This is a genomic window from Lysobacter brunescens (assembly GCF_042677005.1).
GTDB classification, from domain to species: domain Bacteria; phylum Pseudomonadota; class Gammaproteobacteria; order Xanthomonadales; family Xanthomonadaceae; genus Lysobacter_I; species Lysobacter_I brunescens.
Map to the genome: position 1 here is coordinate 138,180 of NZ_JBHTIF010000005.1, position 18,130 is coordinate 156,309.

Sequence of the window (18,130 nt, forward strand, 5' to 3'; positions counted from 1 at the left end):
AGATCCGCATCACTGCCGGATCAGTAGCGCACGCGCATGGTCACGCCGTAGGTGCGCGGCGCGCCGAGGAAGGCGTTCCACGTACCGGTCTGCAGCGGCGCATCGAACGCGACCTGCATGTACTCGGCATTGGTCAGGTTCTGGCCCCACAGCTCGACATCCCAGCGACCGTCCTGGCGACCCAGCACGAAGCGGGCGTTGACCAGGGTGTAGGCGTCTTGTTCCTTCTCCGGATCCAGGTCGGAGCCGGTGTTGTAGTCGGACATGTACTTGGCGCCGATGGTCGCGCGGGCTTCCAGGTTGCTGCCCAGTTCCCACTCGTAGCCGACCGAACCGGTGAGCGACCACTTCGGCGCGAAGCTGGCGCGGCTGCCCGGCAGCAGGGCGAGATCGGTGTCGGGCAGCAGGTCGTCGCCGTACTTGGTGTCGGCATAGGTCAGGCCGGACTGCACCATCCAGCCACCGGTCTTCCACAGCAGTTCCGCGTCCAGGCCCTGCGAGGTCACCTTCGGGATCGAACGGACCACGAAGCTGGTGCCGAGGAAGCTGTTGAGCTGGAAGTCGCTGTATTCCTGATGGAACAGCGTGGCGTTGAGGAGCAGGTTGCCGCCGAGCCAGGTGGTCTTGGCGCCCAGCTCGTAGCTGTCGACGAATTCACCGCCGAACGAGGTGTCGTTGACCGGGATGATGCCCGAGGTGCCGCTGGACAGGCCGGTGTTGGACTGGACGCGATCGAGGTTGAAGCCGCCCGCCTTGTAGCCGCGCGCGGCCGAGAAGTAGCCCATGACGTGCTCGTTGAAGCGGTAGGCCGCCTTGATCGTGCCGGACCATTCCTTCTCGTCGCGGTCCTGCTGGGTGACGCGACCGTTGTGCAGGTTGTTGGTCCAGGGCAGGCAGGCGAAGCCGACCACCTGCGGTGCGGCGGCGGACGCCTGGGCCACGGTCAGGCCGCGTGCGACCAGGGCCGCGACCACCTGGGCCGGATTGGTCCGCATCGCATTGCAGCCCAGACCGCCGTTCGGATTGCTGTAGCGCGACTCCAGTTCCTTGCTCTCGCGGGTGTAGCGCAGGCCGAAGGTGAGATCGAAGGCGTCGGTGACGCGCCAGGTGTTGTTGGTGAACACCGCGAAGGTCTTCGAGTCCTGCTGGTACTGGTCGGACGCGGCATGACCGGCGAACACGGTGCCGAACGGACGGCCCGACGCCTGCGACAGGAACAGCGGCGCAGTCGGGCTGGTGGCGAGCAGCGGGTTGATGCGCGACAGAAGCGCGATCGACAGATACGGCTCATAGGCCGCGCCGATGCGGTAGGCCTCGTTGCGCTGCAGCGACTCGTCGGCGTAGAACAGGCCGACCAGCCAGTCCAGCTTGTCGGTCGAACCGGCCAGGCGGATTTCCTGGCTGAAGGTATCGAACTTCGAGTAGTTGTCGGACTTCTCGGGATTGCGGAACAGCAGGTCGGCGGTGCTGAAGTCGAAGTCCAGGCCGTTGACCGAATCCCACTGGCGCTGCGCGGTGATCGAGGTCAGGGTCGCATTGCTGAACCAGCCGGTGTCCCAGTCGATCTGCAGCGAGCCACCCTTGTCGCCGATGGCCTGCGCGGTGCTGCGGTTGCTCCAGGCACGACGGGCGAACGGATCGGCCACGGTCGCGACGCCGGTGTCGCCCGGGGTCGGGGTCAGCGCGTCGAGGATCGCTGCGGTCGGGCCGCGAATGATGGTCGCGCCGGTGCAGCAGTTCTCGTCACGGTCCGATTCGTCATAGGTGAAGAGAATGTCGAGCGTGTCGGTCGGTTCGAGCAGGAACTGGGCCCGGACGGTGTGGTAGTTCTGGTCGTAGTCCTCGCGGTCGAAGCGCGGACCGCTGCCGGTGACCACGTCCATGAAGCCGTCGCGCTTGCGCTTCGCGCCGAAGATCCGGAACGCGGCGATGTCGCCGATGCCCTGGCTGTAGGAGCCGGACGCGCCCAGCGCGCCGTAGTTGCCGACGGTCAGCTCGGCCTCGGCGGTCTGCTGGTAGGTCGGGCGCTTGGTGACGACGTTGATGACGCCAGCCGAGGTGTTCTTGCCGAACAGGGTGCCCTGCGGGCCCTTCAGCACTTCGATGCGGTCGAGTTCGCCGAGGTCGCCGAAACCGACGCCGTTGCGCGGACGGTAGACGCCGTCGATCACGATGCCGACCGAGGATTCCAGGCCGGCGTTGTCGCCGACCGTGCCGATGCCGCGGATGCGCGCGGTGGTCAGCGCTTCGCTCTGCGTGCTCGTGACGGTGAGGCCGGGCACCAGGGTCTGCAGGTCCTTCACGTCACGGACACCGGCATCGTTGAGCATCTGTCCCGACAGCGCGGTCACGACGACGGGAACGTCCTGCAGTGCTTCCTCGCGCTTCTGCGCGGTCACGACGATCTTGTCGAGCGTGCCGGCTTCGGGGTCCTCGGCTGCGCCGGCGTCCTGCGCCAGCACGATGGGTGCGTGAGCGACGCCCACCAGCGCGATGAAAAGCGCCCGGGCGAGTCGATTGAGTTGCGGTGCACGGTCTGCCATGTGATCCCCTCTTGCCATGTCGTTATTGATTTGGTGTGTGGTGTCGTCTGTGTCCGGCCTCGCCCGCGTCCCGGAGGCCCTGAACGGCCTGGGCGCCCCCGCCCCGAGCCGTCTGGCCGCATGGGGGTTGGCGCCTCGTCGTGCCGTTTCCCCCGAAGTCGCGAACGCAACCGTATGGCGACGGTAGCACAGGAAACGTGACCTGTGACCATGCCTGCGGCATGGCCGGATACGCTGCAGCGCAGCACGAAATCCGGCATGCGCTGGCATACTAGCCGGCCGTCTCCGGCGCCCTGCCGGACCGCTCGAGCCGACCTTGTCCCTGCCGCCTCCCGTGTCCGAATCCACGTCTTCCCCGCGCGCGTCCGCCGAGCAGCATACCCCCCTGATGCGACAGTTCTTCGCCGCCAAGGCGGAGCATCCGGACGTGCTGCTGTTCTTCCGGATGGGCGATTTCTACGAGCTGTTCTACGACGACGCCCGCAAGGCGGCGCGGCTGCTCGACATCACCCTCACCCAGCGCGGCAGCTCGGCCGGGCAGCCCATTCCGATGGCCGGGGTGCCGGCGCATGCCTACGAGGGCTACCTGGCCCGGCTGGTGGCGCTGGGCGAATCGGTGGCGATCTGCGAGCAGATCGGCGACCCGGCACTGGCCAAGGGGCTGGTCGAACGCAAGGTCGTCCGCATCGTCACCCCGGGCACGGTGACCGACGAGGCCCTGTTGCAGGACCGCCGCGACACCCTGCTGATGGCGGTCGCCCGCGGCAAGGCGGGCTACGGCCTGGCCTGGGCCGACCTTGCCGGTGGCCGGTTCCTGGTCAACGAAGTCGCCAATGACGATCAACTGGAAGCCGAGCTGGCCCGGCTCGATCCCGCCGAATTGCTGGTGCCCGACGAGGAGGGCTGGCCCGCCGGCCTGGCGGGCCGGGGCGGCATCCGCCGCCGCGCCCCGTGGCTGTTCGACGCCGACAGCGGTCGTCGACAGCTGCTGCAGTTCTTCAACCTGCACGACCTCGGCGGCTTCGGCATCGAAGGCCGTCACCTCGCCATCGCCGCCGCCGGCGCCCTGCTCGGCTACGTCGAGGAGACACAGAAGCAGCGCCTGCCGCACCTGACCTCGATCCGCGTCGAGACCAGCGACGGCGCGATCGCGATGAACGCCGCAACGCGTCGGCATCTCGAACTCGACACCCGCGTCGACGGCGACACGCGACACACCCTGCTCGGTGTGCTCGACACCACCGTGACGCCGATGGGCGGACGCCTGCTGCGGCGCTGGCTGCACCGGCCGTTGCGCGACCGTCAGGTCGTGACGGAACGCCATGACGCCGTCGAACGCCTGATCGACGCGCGCGCCGACGCGGACGTGCGCGACGCCTTCCGTGGCCTCGGTGACATCGAACGCATCCTCTCGCGCGTGGCCCTGCGCAGCGCGCGTCCGCGCGACCTGTCGACGTTGCGCGACGCGCTGCTGCTGCTGCCGAAGGTGCGCGCCGCGCTGGACGGCATCGATTCGCCTCGCCTGCTGGCGCTGTGCGCCGAACTCGGCGAACACGATGCGCAGGCCGCATGGATGGCGCGGGCGATCGTGGCGCAGCCGCCGCTGCTGGCCCGCGACGGCGGCGTGATCGCGGAAGGTTACGACGCCGAACTCGATGAACTGCGCCTGCTCAGCACCAACGCCGACCAGTTCCTGATCGACCTCGAAGCCCGCGAACGCGAGAGCAGCGGCATCCCGACCCTCAAGGTCGGCTACAACCGCGTCCACGGCTACTACATCGAGATCAGCAAGGGCCAGGCCGACAAGGCGCCGGTGCACTACACGCGCCGCCAGACCCTGACCGGCGCCGAGCGCTACATCACCGAGGAACTGAAGCAGTTCGAGGACAAGGTGCTGTCCGCGCGCGAGCGCGCGCTGTCGCGCGAGAAGCTGCTGTACGAACAGATCCTCGACGAACTCAACCGCGATCTCGAACCGCTCAAGCGCGCCGCCGGTGCGCTGAGCGAACTCGACGTGCTCGCCTGCTTCGCCGAGCGCGCGCGCGAGCTGGACTGGTCGCGGCCGACGCTGGTCGACGATGCCGTGATCCGCATCGAACGCGGCCGCCACCCGGTGGTCGAAGCCGTGCGCGACGCGCCGTTCGAGCCGAACGATCTGATCCTTGACGGGGACGACCGCGAGACCTCGCGCCGCATGCTGGTCATCACCGGCCCGAACATGGGCGGCAAGAGCACCTACATGCGCCAGAACGCGCTGATCGTGCTGCTCGCGCACATCGGCAGCTTCGTGCCGGCATCGAAGGCCGAGCTTGGACCCATCGACCGCATCCTGACCCGCATCGGCGCGGGCGACGACCTCGCCCGCGGCCAATCGACCTTCATGGTCGAGATGAGCGAGACCAGCTATATCCTGCATCACGCTACGCCGCAGTCGCTGGTGCTGATGGACGAGATCGGACGCGGCACCTCGACCTACGACGGTCTCGCGCTCGCCGAAGCCTGCGCGCGGCACCTGGCGCATACCAACCGCTGCTACACCCTGTTCGCCACGCACTACTTCGAACTCACCGCGCTGGCCCAGCCCGGCAGCGGCATCGCCAATGTCCACTTGGACGCCGTCGAGCATGGCGACACCCTGGTGTTCATGCACGCGGTCAAGGACGGCCCCGCCGATCGCAGCTTCGGCCTGCAGGTCGCCGCGCTGGCCGGCCTGCCGAAGTCTGTGGTCCGCGAAGCCCGCGGCAGGCTCGCCGAGCTGGAACAGCGCCGCAACGATCCCGCCCCGGTGCTCAGCGCGCAGACCCTGGACGCACCGCAGCAGTTCGGCCTGTTCGCGCCGAACTCCGCCGCGCTCGACGCGCTGGCCGCGATCGACCCGGACGAGCTCACGCCGAAGCAGGCGCTGGAAGCGCTGTACCGGCTGAAGGCGCTGGAGTGAGCTGAGGCCGCCGCTTTTCTCCTTCCCCCCCGTTCACGGGGGGAAGGTCGGGATGGGGGGCGACGCACACGCATCATCACTCGCCCCCACCTCGATCCTCCCCCGCGCGCGGGGGAGGAAGACAAGCACGCCGCCTATACTGCGTCTCCCACCGCGCATGGCGAGTGCGTTCGCCCAACGGAGATGGACGTGACGGTTGCGATCTTCATCCTCGGCCTGTTCATCGGCATCGGCCTGGCACTGTGGCTGCGCCGCCCGGGCACGCCCCTGCCAACAGCCCTGCCCACGTCTGTCGAAACACCGGCGCTTCAGGCCACGGCCGACGCAGGCAACGACAGCGACACGACGCCCGAACAGCCCGCAATCGAACCGCCGCCTGCAGGGGGCCCGGCGCCGGTCGTCGAGGAATCCCCAGCCGACAAGCTCTACCGCCTGCGCCGCGAAATCGAGGCCGAGGACGAACGCATCCAGCGACCCGAGGACCTGCTGCGGTTCCCGCAGTTCCGCGAAGGCGTGGCCGTGCTGTCGTCGCTGGCGCCGGCCGACCTCCTGTCGCAGCTCGAAGGCGACGGCTACGTGCTCGCCAGCATGGTCTACGTCGCACTGCAGGGCCGCGACGACATTCCCGCAACGGATGCCCTGGCCGCGACGCGCATGCCCGGCCGCTACCCCGCCTGGTACATGGTCGATTACATGCGCTCGCGCCCGGACGCCAGCGCCCTCCCCGCCTTCCTCCGTCTGGTGCGGCAATGGTGGTGGGACGCGCTGCCGCTGCGCCAGCGCATGCGCGAATACCTGCAGTGGGCAGAGGCGAATGCACCGGGCACCGCCGCCATGGCGCTGGAGTCGCTCGAAGAGCACGAGCTGGAGCAGTTGAGCGAAGGCCTGAAGTCGCTGCAGATGCCGATGCTCGCGCCTTACCTGGCGCAGGCGGAGGCCGAACGCTCGCGCCGTCGCGAACAGCGCACGCTCGGCAGCGTCGGCAGGCTGTGGTCGCCCGCCGGGAATGAAGCGGGCGCGGGCATCGTCGACCATCCCGAACTCGATGCGCAGCTGGCGCGCCTGCACGAGATGCTGCACGCCACGCCTGCGGCGTCGATCCTGGTCTCGGGCGAGCACGGCAGCGGCAAGATAACGTTGGTCGATCGCCTGCTCGCGCGCCTGCACGCCGAAGGCTGGCTGTTGTTCGACGCCTCCGCCGCCGAGGTGCTGTCCGGGCAGAAGTACATCGGCGAACTGGAGGAACGCATCGGCGAGATGCTGGCCGCGCTGAACCGGCCGCGCGCGCTCTGGCGCGTGCAGGATTTCCTCGACCTGTTGCAGAAGGGCAGCCACAGCCAGGACTCGCGCGGCATCCTCGACATGCTGCTGCCGGCGATCGAGCGCGGCCAGCTGCGCATGATCGGCGAGCTGCAACCGGCGCAGCTCGCGCAGCTGCTGATCGCGCGGCCGACGCTGCGCCACCTGACGAAGACGCTCACGCTGCCGGCGCCGACCGACGCCGCCTTGCGCGACCTGCTCGTGCGCTGGCGCGACGCGCGCGGCATCGCGCTCGGCCGCGAGGTCATCGACGACCGTGCGCTCGACGAGGCACGGCGCATGGCCACGCAGTATTTTCCCGAGCAGCACGAGCCCGGGCGCACGCTCCGCCTGCTCGAAGACAGCCTGCAGGCCGCCATCGCCACGGAGCCGCCTGCGCTGCCGATCACCCCGGACGCACTGCTGCAGACCATCGCGCGACGCAGCGGCCTGCCGCTCGACGTGATCGACGACCGCAAGAGCCTCGACCTCGACGCCCTGCGCGCATTCTTCCGCAAGCGCGTGATCGGCCAGGATGAAGCCGTCGAAGGCCTGGTCGACCGCATCGCGATGCTCAAGGCTGGCCTCGTCGACCCGGCGCGGCCGGTCGGCGTGTTCCTGTTCGCCGGCCCCACCGGCACCGGCAAGACCGAACTGGCGAAGGCGCTGGGCGAACTGCTGTTCGGCAGCAGCGAGCGCCTGCTGCGCCTGGACATGAGCGAATACCAGTCCGACGACAGCGCCTGGCGGCTCACCGAGGTTTCGCGCGACGGCAGCGCGCGTTCGCTGGTCTCGCGCATCCGCGAGCAGCCGTTCTCGGTGGTGCTGCTCGACGAATTCGAGAAGGCGCACCCGAAGGTTTGGGATCTCTTTCTGCAGGTCTTCGACGACGGCCGCCTCGGCGACCGCAACGGCAACGTCGCCGACTTCAGGCACAGCATCGTCATCCTCACCAGCAACGTCGGCTCGACGCTGGGCCGCAGCGCCGGCCCCGGCTTCACTTCGGTGGCCGGCGGCTATTCGCGCGGCGTGGTCGAGAAGGCGCTGTTCGAGACCTTCCGCCGCGAATTCCTCAACCGCCTCGACCGGATCGTGCTGTTCAACCCGCTCGACCGCAGCCTGATGCGCGAGATCCTGCACAAGGAACTGCAGCGCGCGATGGGCCGCCGCGGCCTGCGCAACCGGGACTGGGCGGTGGAGTGGGAACCGTCCGCGATCGAATTCCTGCTCGACCGAGGCTTCACGCCCGACCTCGGCGCACGTCCGCTGCGCCGCGCCATCGAACAACACCTGCTCGCGCCGTTGGCGCGCAGCATCGTCGAACACCGCACGCCACAGGGCGACCAGTTCCTGTTCGTGCGCAGCGCCGGCGAGCGGCTGGAAGTCGAATTCGTCGATCCGAACGCACCAGCCGGCGGCATCGCGCAGACACTCGCGTCGACCGCCGCATCACCTGCAACGACGAGCGACCTGCGCGCGCTGCTGTGGTCGCCCGACGCCTCGCGCGCCAGCCTCGACACATTGCACGCCACGCTCGACGCGCTGCTCGACACCATCGCTGGCGACGACTGGCAGAACGCGCGCAATGACGACTTCGCCGCGATGAACGCTGGCGATTTCTGGTCGCGACCGGAACGCTTCGACACCCTCGACCGCATCGAACGCCGCAACCGCATCGAAAGCGCGCTCGACACCGTGCAGCGCCTCGACGAACGCCTGGCCCGGGACGGCGGCAACGCGCTCTTCGTCGCCCGCACCGCGCAGACGCTGTGGCTGATCGGCCTCGCCATCGACGCCCTCGCCGAACGCCGCCCGCAGGACGCGCTGCTCTCACTGTCCGCCAGCGACACCGAACTGCGCCGCGACCCCGCACGCACGCGCCTGTGGTGGCAGCAACTACTCGCGATGTACATGGCCTGGGCCGAACGCCGCAACATGCGCGTCGACGTGATCGAACAGAATCCCGACGCCTGCCGCGCCCGCCTCGCCATCAGCGGCTTCGGTTCCCACGACCTGCTGCAGACCGAACACGGCCTGCACGTCCTGGAGCACGATCACGACGGCGACGACGCCCCGCGCCGCTCCACCCTCGCCGTCCGCATCGCCCCCGACCTCCCCGGCCGCACCCGCATCGACCCGCTCAAGACCGACGACGACCTCCGCATCTGCCGCCGCTACCGCGCAGAACCCTCGCCGCTGGTGCGCGATAGTGTGCGCGCCTGGCGCACGGGACGACTGGATCGGGTACTGGGTGGGGAGTTCGATGTGATCGTGGGGGAGTGATCTCGCCTCCCGCGTACGGCAAGTCACAGCGCATCGCAGCACTATCGCGCAAGACGGTTTGCGAGCCAGCGCGCAGCAAAAAGCGGCAGGTCAAACGACCTGCCGCCAAAGCCTGCCCCTGAAACGTCGCGACTGCGACGCGGGTCATTCCGTTACAGGTTGGTGACGCGCACCGTGAAGCCGGCCGTGGTCGCGGTGAGGACTTCGACCCTGTAGCGGCTGCCGGTGGCTTCCGGCGTTGTGTAGGACTCGCCGACCTTGAACATGTTGGTTTCCTGGTTCGAGTAGTCGTGCGGCGGGACGCGCGCATCCACGATGCGGGCCCTGTCCGTGACCCGGTGGATGATCACCGAATCGCCCGGCAGCCTGGAGTCGTAGATCGGACCAGCGGTCTTGCGCACTTCGATGGTGTAGTAGGTGGTGCTGTTCGGCACGATCAGCTTGACCATCTGGACATTGGCCGACCCCTGCAGGCTGGCGCGATCCATGGTGTAGGTGGTCGTCGCGTTGAGGCGGGTGTGGTTGCGGACGCGCGCCGCGTCGAACCAGCCCATGAGATCGCGCTGGTACACGATCGGATTCTGCGGCAACCGGCCGTAGGTCGCGTCGTAGAAGACCTCGTCATAGCCACCGCTCATGATGTCCCACGCGTTGTCGTAGGTATCGCCGTCGCCGTCCATGTTGTCGGAATGCGGCATGCCGAAGGCGTGGCCCATTTCGTGGGCGAGCGTATTGATGCCCTCATAATCGTTCACGACATTGGACCTGTAGGCCCAGGGCGGATTCCAGGTCAGCCCCCAGTTCTTCGTCACGCCGTCGTAGGTCAGGGTCTCGGTGCCGCCGTAGGCATAACCGTCCATGTCGCCATTGAAGATCATGTTGATGCCGAAGAAATTGGCATAGTTGACGTTGGGGTTGGCCGCGCCGAGGCAGTTGTTGCGCAGCTCGTCCCATCGGGGCTCGCCGGTGCTTGGGAAATAGTAGGCGCGGTTCTGCGGCAGCGTGTACCAGCCGGAGGCGGTGCTTCCGGTCAGGTTGATCTTCCCGTAGGACATGTTGCGCCAGTAGTGATCCAGACGGCCGGACGTATTGGCGTACATGTCGACGAAGTAGCTGAGCGGCCGGGGCGTGCTGGTGTTGTCCTTGAACCGGCACATCACCGTCACCCACGCCTTGGTGCCGGTCACCGCGGCAATGGACACGTCGCCCGCGCGGCCCTGCGCAGCGTCGGCATCGAGATCGTCGATCGGCACGATCGCTTCCGCAGTCAGCAGCGGCGCGCTATCGGCGGCCTTGCCCTGGGCAATGGCGGCCACGCTCACGGCGACGCGGCGGTTGGCCAGAAGATGCAGGTCACCGGCGGCGCGCTTCGCGCTCGCCGCGTCGATCAGATGGATGCGGCCGTTGTCCTCGATCAGACGGACGACGGTCTTCGAGGTCCGCCCCGGTCCCGGCCGCCCGTCACCGTAACGGACGTTCAGTCGACCCTGCAGCAGCCCACCCGCCTTGGCGCTGGCCGTATCCGCAGATGCCCGGACGGCGGGCTTGTCGTTGAAGGCCGCCGTCGTGGTGGCGGCAGCCAATGCCGCGACCAGGAACGGCAGCGTGAGCAACTTGATCTTGCCTTGCATGTGAATCTCCTTGATGGATGTGCCGGTGTTGCGCAGCCGTCCCACGGCCGCGTGGCGTTCGAGTGTCCTGCGCCGTACCACATGTCTGCGATGCAGCGCCTGCACAGGGCGGAGTGCCATCTCGCCCACGCCGCCATGCTCCGGTTCCTGTGCGCCAGTTTCATGCAGAAAGCGATCATGAAGTGATCACGAATCGATCAAGCGCAGCCCATGATGCGAGTGGTCGGCATCGTTTCGTGGAAGCGGTCACGGTGAACGAGTCGCCCCTCCCTCCGATGGAAGAAGGGACGCGAGGATGGTCCGCGCCCGATGAAGCCTCACGCAGCAGTGCCGTCCAGAGGCTGCAGCCGGTCGTCTTCGTTGCACTGCAGGCCGCAGATCATCGAGGCCATGCCGCGCAGCACGGCTTGCGGGCTGGCACGGCAGGCTTCACAGAGCGTGATGAAGTGAGGCGGGACTTCAACCAGCAGGATGTTGGACGGCTGGAACTGCGCTTTCGGCTTCGACATGACGGCACTCTGTTTCGCCCGACGCCGGAGTGGGTGCCGTTGGAGATTACGGATCGCATCGCGCGCAAGGTTTGCGCAGCAATTCACCTAGGCTTTGACGCGCCGAACACGGTGCAAGGGTCGGACGACAACGGGACACACCTCACGACACTCTTCCCGCGCAGGCTTTGGCTTTCGCAGAACTGAACCGCCGCAGGCGCCATGCGCGGCCGTAGGTCGTCGATGCCGGGACGCTAAAGAAGGTGATGACGCTTCGCTTGTGGCCCCTATAACGGCAAACTCGTCTTACGAGGTTCCGCCATGCGAATAAGTCTTATGGCTTTAAAGGGAAATCCGCAGACAGAATATCAGCCGAGAGAGCGGAACCCAGCAGCCGAACTGTACGCTCCATATGCGCATCCCAGGGAGAAGAAGAGAAAAAACGAAAAAAAGAACCAGAATGCGCCCGGGTTTTGCCGACGGTCGATGTATACCGCCTTGTCATTCGCGCCCCAACCGATGCAGCCCTCTCGAATGGCGCTCCAGGCACGCCAGCCAAACATTATTGCAAACAGTACCAGCAGGACTGCTGCAAGCTCATGGGGCAATTTCATATTTGTTCTGAAATTTGAATTAGGCCAACCCACGAAACGTGTTGGGCTTGAATGCTGAAGCGGCTCCTATCCACCGGAGCCTGCCGCCATGAATGCTACTACTGCCGCGATCGATCTTGCAAAGCATGCCTTCGAACTGGCGTTCGCTGATGGACATGGCCGACTTAGCAGAGACACCCACAACTCAGACTTCCCCGACACCAGGATCCCCGACACTCCAGCCCGGCTCCGCGCCACTAAGGCATGACCCAGCCTCGCTCGCAGATCGCACAACTGCACGGCCACGACGCCTTCCACTGTATACGGCGCTGCGTGCATCGCGCCTTCTTCTCGGATACGACAGAAACCATACCATCGCGCCAACACACGCGATCATCCAAAATTCCTTCATCCACACCGCAGCTCACGCCTCACCGGCTTCGCCGTCGGCGGGCCCAAGGCCCGCCCTACAAAAGCGGGGCGTGCCTGCATTGTGGGATTGCTGTGTGCAAGCTGCGCGCGTCACGCCGCTTCACGCACCACGACACTGTCCTGCCTCAACGCCTGTTCGAGATCCGCCCACAGGTCGTCGACGTGCTCGATGCCGACGGAGAGGCGCAGCAGGCCGGGGGTGATGCCGCAGCGGTCGCGGGTGGCGTCGTCGAGGACGCGATGGGTGAGGCCGGCGGGATGCTGGATGAGGGTGTCGACGGAGCCGAGGCTCACTGCGGGCGTCATGAGTGCGACGCGCTGCATGGTGCGGGCGGCGGCGATGTAGCCGTCGCGGAGTTCGAAGGCGATGAGGCAGCCGGGGCCGCGCATCTGGGTGGTGGCGAGATGCGCGTTGCGCACGGTGCCGTGGCCGGGGAAGAACACGCATTCGACGGCGGGATGCGCGGCGAGGCGGCGGGCGAGTTCGATCGCGTTGGCCTGTGCGCGTTCGACGCGCAGCGCGAGCGTGGGCAGGCCGCGATGCAGGAGATAGGCCGCGAGCGGGTGCAGCAATCCGCCCGTCGCGGCGCGCACCTGGCGCAAGGGTTTCGCGTTCGCTTCGGAACAGCAGACGATGCCGGCGATGACGTCGCCATGGCCGCCGAGGAACTTGGTCGCGCTGTGGACGACGTAGCTGGCGCCGAGTTCGAACGGCCGCTGCAGGATGGGCGTGGCGAAGGTGGAGTCGACCGCAACCGGCACGTCGCCGGCGGCGGCGACGACGGCCCGGATGTCGACGAGGTCGAGCGTGGGATTGGCGGGGGTCTCGATGAAGATCAATGCCGTGTCCGGGCGGCGGCGCGCGGCGACTTCGTGCGCTTCGACGAATTCGGCTTCGAGCCCGGCAAGGCCGCTCGCGAACAGGTGATCCGAGGTGCCGTACAGCGGGCGCACCACCAGCATGTGCGCGCCGCGCGCGCGGCTGGCGAGCAACAGCGCGGTGATCGCGGCCATGCCCGAGGCGTAGGCGACGCAGGCCTCCGTGCCTTCCAGCGTGGCGAGCGCGCGCTCGACGCGTGCGACGGTGGGATTGTGCAGGCGGGCGTAGATGGGATTGCGGGCGCTGGCATCGCCGCCGACCAGGGCATCGAAGCTGGCGGTGCCGGCGGCGAGGTCGGCGACGGGATAGGTGGTCGACAGGTCGATCGGCGGGGCGTGGATGCCCAGCGCGATGAAGTCTTCGCGGCCGGCGTGGACGGCCCGGGTCTCGGGGCGGGTCGAATCGGGATGAGTCGAATCGATGTCGGTCATGGCGGGGTCCCGTCGGCACTTCATTCGGAAGATGCGGCCGATTCTGGAACCCGATGCGACTGTTAGACTGCGGGCCGAACACTATTTCGCGAACGGGGCCGGATCATGCTGCTCGACCGAATCGACTTCGATCTGCTGCGCCTGCTGCGGAAGAACGCGCGGATGCCGAACAAGGACCTGGCGGAGAAAGTCGGCGTGGCGCCGTCCACGGCGCTGGAGCGGATCCGGCGCATGCGCGAGTCGAAGGCGCTGCTGGGCTTCCACGCCGAGATCGCGCCGGAGGCGATCGGCATCGGCCTGCAGGCGCTGGTCGCGGTGCGGCTGCAGCAGCATTCGCGGACCTTCGTCGAGAGCTTCCAGGCCCACCTGCGCGCCCTGCCCGAGGTGCTGGCCTTCTACCACGTGGCCGGCGCCGACGATTTCCTGGTCCACGTGGGCGTGCGCGACAGCGCGCACCTGCGCGAATTCGCGCTCGCCGCCTTCACCGAGCGGCCCGAGGTGGTGCACATCCAGACCCACCTGATCTTCGATTTCCACCGCAACACCGAACTGCCGGCGCAGCCCTGAAAAAAAGCCGGCGCGCCCCCCGGTCGTCATCGTCGCAGCGCTACAGTAGGCGTCCACACGCGGCCGGGCCGCCTACGCACAGGAACCGCAACATGAGCACGATGACCCAGGACCTCCTCGCCCAGCTCCAAGGCGCGCCGCTGCAGCAGATCTCGCAGCAGCTCGGCATCGACCAGAACCAGGCCTCGTCGGCCGTCGGCGCGGCGCTGCCGCTGCTGATGGGCGCGCTGGGCAAGAACGCGAGCCAGCCGCAGGGCGCGGAGGCGCTGTTCGGCGCATTGCAGAAGGACCATGCCGGCGGTGGCGGCATCGGCGACCTCCTCGGCGCGGTGCTCGGCGGCGCGCAGGGCCGGCAGACCGACGGCGCCGGCATGCTCGGCCACATCTTCGGCGGCCAGCAGGCGCGCGCGGAGCAGAGCCTCGGCGCAGCGACTGGCCTCGGTGGCGATCGCGCCGGCCAGCTGATGAAGATCCTCGCCCCGATCGTGATGGGCTACCTCGCCAAGCGCATGTTCTCCGGCAATGCCAGCGGCGGCGGCAACCCGACCGCCGACATCCTCGGCGCCGTGCTTGGCCAGGAACAGCAGCAGGTGCGCCAGCAGGGTCTCGGCGGCGGTCTGCTCGGCGCGGTGCTCGACAAGGACGGCGACGGCGACGTCGACCTGAGCGACGTGCTGAAGCTGGGTGGTGGCTTGTTCGGCGGGTCGCGCTGAACTTGCTTGGATCGCGCTGACGGCTATCGCGGCATGCCCCTTTGAAAAAGGGGGCGGCGGTCGCGTAGCGTCCGCGGGGGATTTCCGGCCGATCGCCGCTCACGACACGGCAGACGCAACACTCGCGTTCGCAAATCCCCCCGCCGCGCTTTGCGCGTCGGCCCCCTTTGCCAAAGGGGGCGATCAGCAAGGCGATCAACAAGGGACATCTTTAACGATGCGTCTCCTCATCCTCGGCAACTCCGGCTCCGGCAAGAGCACGCTGGCGAAGGCGGTGGCCGAACGCCACGGCCTGCCGCACCTCGACCTGGACATCATCGTCTGGGAACCGGAACAGATCGCGGTGCCGCGCTCGCCCGAAGCGGTGCGCACGGATCTCGACGCCTTCATCGCCGCGCATCCGGGTTGGGTGATCGAAGGCTGCTATGGCGAACTGGTCGAGGCGGCGGCGCCGGCCTGCACCGAACTGGTGTTCCTCAACCCGGGGCTGGAGGCCTGCCTGGCGAACAACCGTCGACGGCCGTGGGAACCGCATAAATATGTGTCGGCCGAGGCGCAGGACGCGATGCTCGACCACCTGCAGCGCTGGGTCGAGGGCTACTATTCCCGGGACGATGCCTGGTCGCTGGCCGCGCATCGCCGGGTGTTCGACCGGCACCCGGGCCGGAAGCGGGAAGCGACCGGGACCTTGTCCGCAACCGACCTGACATGAGCGGGCCATACCTTCGGCTGCATCAATCGATACAGGCAGCGCGATAGACGGTTTGGATAGTCTTGGCCTATCGAAACCGTGGAAACAATCGAATTCTCTTTGATATCCGCTAGGCGTACGTTGTCTCCACCCCGCCACCCGCGCGCAACGGGATCCCCGCTGGCTGCAATGGACCGCCGCTCGCAGGATCGCATCGCCGGGGGCCATCGACCCACAAGGAGAACACCATGTCCAACGAATCGAAGTGCCCCTTCTCGGGCGGCGCCCGCCACTACACGATGGCCAGCGCCGGTCGCGGCAACCGCGACTGGTGGCCCAATCAGCTCAACCTCGACATCCTCCACCAGCACACCGACAAGTCCGACCCGATGGGCACGGACTTCGACTACGCAGCCGAATTCAAGACGCTCGACCTCGATGCGGTCGTCGCGGACCTGAAGGCGCTGATGACCGACTCGCAGGACTGGTGGCCGGCCGACTGGGGCCACTACGGTGGCCTGTTCATCCGCATGACCTGGCACGCGGCCGGCACCTACCGCATCGCCGACGGTCGCGGCGGCGCCGGCAACGGTTCGCAGCGCTTCGCACCGCTGAACAGCTGGCCGGACAACGGCAACCTCGACAAGGCGCGCCGCCTGCTGTGGCCGATCAAGCAGAAGTACGGGCGCAAGCTCAGCTGGGCGGACCTGCTGGTGCTCGCCGGCAACGTCGCCCTCGAATCGATGGGCTTCAAGACCTTCGGCTTCGGCGGCGGTCGCGCCGACATCTGGGAGCCGGAGAAGGACATCAACTGGGGCCTCGAAGCCGAATGGCTGGCCACCAGCGACAAGCCCAACAGTCGCTATTCCGGTGATCGCCAGCTGGCGAACCCGCTGGCGGCGGTGCAGATGGGCCTGATCTACGTGAACCCGGAAGGCCCGGACGGCAATCCCGACCCGGTGGCCTCGGGCCGCGACGTGCGCGAGACCTTCGCGCGTATGGCGATGGACGACGAGGAAACCGTCGCGCTGGTCGCCGGCGGCCACACCTTCGGCAAGGCGCACGGCGCCGGTGACGCGGGGCTGGTCGGTGTCGCGCCCGAAGGCGGTGCGGTGGAAGATCAGGGCTTCGGCTGGCTCAACAAGCACGGCAGAGGCCGTGGCGGCGACACCATCACCAGCGGCATCGAAGGCGCCTGGAAACCCAATCCCACGCGCTGGGACAACGGCTATTTCGACGTGCTGTTCGGCAACGAGTGGGTGCTGACCAAGAGCCCGGCCGGCGCGCACCAGTGGACGCCGAAGGATCCGAAGCCGGAGCAGATGATCCCGGACGCGCACGATCCGTCGAAGTCGCATCCGCCGATGATGACCACCGCCGACCTGTCGCTGCGCTTCGACCCGGCCTACGAAAAGATCTCGCGCCGCTTCCATGCCGATCCGCAGGCCTTCGCCGATGCGTTCGCCCGCGCCTGGTTCAAGCTCACCCATCGCGACATGGGCCCACGCGCGCGCTACCTCGGCAAGCTCGTCCCCGATGAAGTGCTGATCTGGCAGGATCCGGTGCCGGCCGTGGACCACGCGCTGGTCGACGACGCCGATATCGCGGCGCTGAAGGCGAAGGTGCTGGCCTCCGGCCTGACCGTGCAGCAGCTGGTCTCGACCGCCTGGGCGTCTGCGTCCACGTTCCGCGGCAGCGACAAGCGCGGCGGCGCCAACGGCGCGCGCATCCGCCTCGCCCCGCAGAAGGACTGGGCCGCCAACCAGCCGGCCGAACTGGCGAAGGTGCTGTCGACGCTGGAAGAGATCCAGGCAGCGTTCAATGCCGGTGCGAGCGGCGGCAAGCGCGTCTCGCTGGCCGACCTGATCGTGCTGGCCGGCGGCGCGGCGATCGAAGCCGCTGCGAAGCATGCGGGCCACGACATCAGCGTGCCCTTCACGCCGGGTCGCACCGATGCGCGCCAGGACCAGACCGATGTCGAGTCGTTCGCGGTGCTGGAACCGCAGGCCGATGGCTTCCGCAACTACGTGAAGGCCGGGCTGGAAGACGTGGCCGCGGAACTGCTGGTCGACAAGGCGCAGCTGCTCACGCTGACCGCGCCGGAAATGACCGTGCTGGTGGGCGGCCTCCGCGCGCTGGGCATCAGCCACGGCGGCAAGCACGGCGTGTTCACGGACCGCCCGGGTACGCTGAGCAACGACGTGTTCGTGAACCTGCTCGACATGCGCACCGCCTGGTCGCGTTCGGCCAGCGAGCCGGGCGTGCTCGAAGGCCGCGACCGCGCCACCGGTGCAGTGCGCTGGACCGGCACGGTGTCGGATCTCGTGTTCGGCTCCAACTCGGTGCTGCGCTCGCTGTGCGAGGTCTACGCCGCGAACGACGCCAGCGGGAAGTTCGTGCAGGACTTCGTCGCCGCGTGGACCAAGGTCATGAATCTCGACCGCTTCGACCTGGCCTGATCGCCGCGTCTCGCCCCGTCCTACCGGGCGGGGGCGGAAGGGTCCGACGGGCATGCCGGGATTGGCCTGTCGGATCCTGCAGGGTGAAGCGCGGGAACTCCGCGCCACCGGAACGATCTGACCACGGGATCGGCATCCGACTGAGTCCCGGATGCCGATCGGCGCAGCCGCTGGAAGCAGGT

At 67.8% G+C, this 18,130-nt stretch carries 11 protein-coding genes; 6 read left to right on the top strand and 5 right to left on the bottom strand.

From position 1 onward, the window contains the following. Window positions 1-20: 20 nt before the first annotated feature. Window positions 21-2,543, bottom strand: a complete 2,523-nt coding sequence (locus tag ACFQ0E_RS17560; protein ID WP_386826046.1) for a TonB-dependent receptor — start codon at window positions 2,541-2,543, stop codon at window positions 21-23. A gap of 388 nt (window positions 2,544-2,931) precedes the next feature. On the opposite strand from ACFQ0E_RS17560, the gene mutS reads away from it, so the two are divergent. Then, window positions 2,932-5,481, top strand: a complete 2,550-nt coding sequence (gene mutS, locus ACFQ0E_RS17565; RefSeq protein ID WP_386826048.1) for a DNA mismatch repair protein MutS — start codon at window positions 2,932-2,934, stop codon at window positions 5,479-5,481. Between the two features lie 183 nt (window positions 5,482-5,664). Beyond that, window positions 5,665-9,063 carry an AAA family ATPase gene (locus ACFQ0E_RS17570; protein WP_449284343.1) on the top strand — a complete coding sequence of 1,133 codons (3,399 nt, stop codon included), beginning with the start codon at window positions 5,665-5,667 and terminating at the stop codon, window positions 9,061-9,063. Window positions 9,064-9,215: 152 nt separating this feature from the next. On the opposite strand, the gene ACFQ0E_RS17575 is transcribed toward ACFQ0E_RS17570, so the two are convergent. From ACFQ0E_RS17575 to ACFQ0E_RS17590, 4 genes are all read right to left on the bottom strand, one after another. Then, a complete protein-coding gene (locus ACFQ0E_RS17575) occupies window positions 9,216-10,799 on the bottom strand; it encodes a hypothetical protein (protein WP_386826052.1) in 1,584 nt (527 codons plus the stop codon). 212 nt (window positions 10,800-11,011) lie between these two features. Next, a complete protein-coding gene (locus ACFQ0E_RS17580) occupies window positions 11,012-11,203 on the bottom strand; it encodes a hypothetical protein (protein WP_386826054.1) in 192 nt (63 codons plus the stop codon). Between the two features lie 347 nt (window positions 11,204-11,550). Beyond that, entirely contained in the window at window positions 11,551-11,796 is a 246-nt protein-coding gene (locus ACFQ0E_RS17585; protein WP_386826056.1) for a hypothetical protein, read from the bottom strand. 501 nt (window positions 11,797-12,297) lie between these two features. After that, a complete protein-coding gene (locus ACFQ0E_RS17590) occupies window positions 12,298-13,518 on the bottom strand; it encodes a trans-sulfuration enzyme family protein (RefSeq protein WP_386826058.1) in 1,221 nt (406 codons plus the stop codon). Window positions 13,519-13,623: 105 nt separating this feature from the next. On the opposite strand from ACFQ0E_RS17590, the gene ACFQ0E_RS17595 reads away from it, so the two are divergent. From ACFQ0E_RS17595 to katG, 4 genes are all read left to right on the top strand, one after another. Beyond that, window positions 13,624-14,085 (top strand): Lrp/AsnC family transcriptional regulator, encoded by a 462-nt coding sequence (locus tag ACFQ0E_RS17595; RefSeq protein WP_386826060.1) that lies wholly within the window; start codon window positions 13,624-13,626, stop codon window positions 14,083-14,085. 92 nt (window positions 14,086-14,177) lie between these two features. After that, entirely contained in the window at window positions 14,178-14,798 is a 621-nt protein-coding gene (locus ACFQ0E_RS17600; protein ID WP_386826062.1) for a DUF937 domain-containing protein, read from the top strand. A 217-nt stretch (window positions 14,799-15,015) separates the two neighbouring features. Beyond that, complete coding sequence (locus ACFQ0E_RS17605) at window positions 15,016-15,510, top strand: shikimate kinase (protein WP_386826063.1); 495 nt, start codon at window positions 15,016-15,018, stop codon at window positions 15,508-15,510. A gap of 227 nt (window positions 15,511-15,737) precedes the next feature. Beyond that, a complete protein-coding gene (katG, locus tag ACFQ0E_RS17610; RefSeq protein ID WP_386826065.1) occupies window positions 15,738-17,948 on the top strand; it encodes a catalase/peroxidase HPI in 2,211 nt (736 codons plus the stop codon). Window positions 17,949-18,130: the final 182 nt, after the last annotated feature.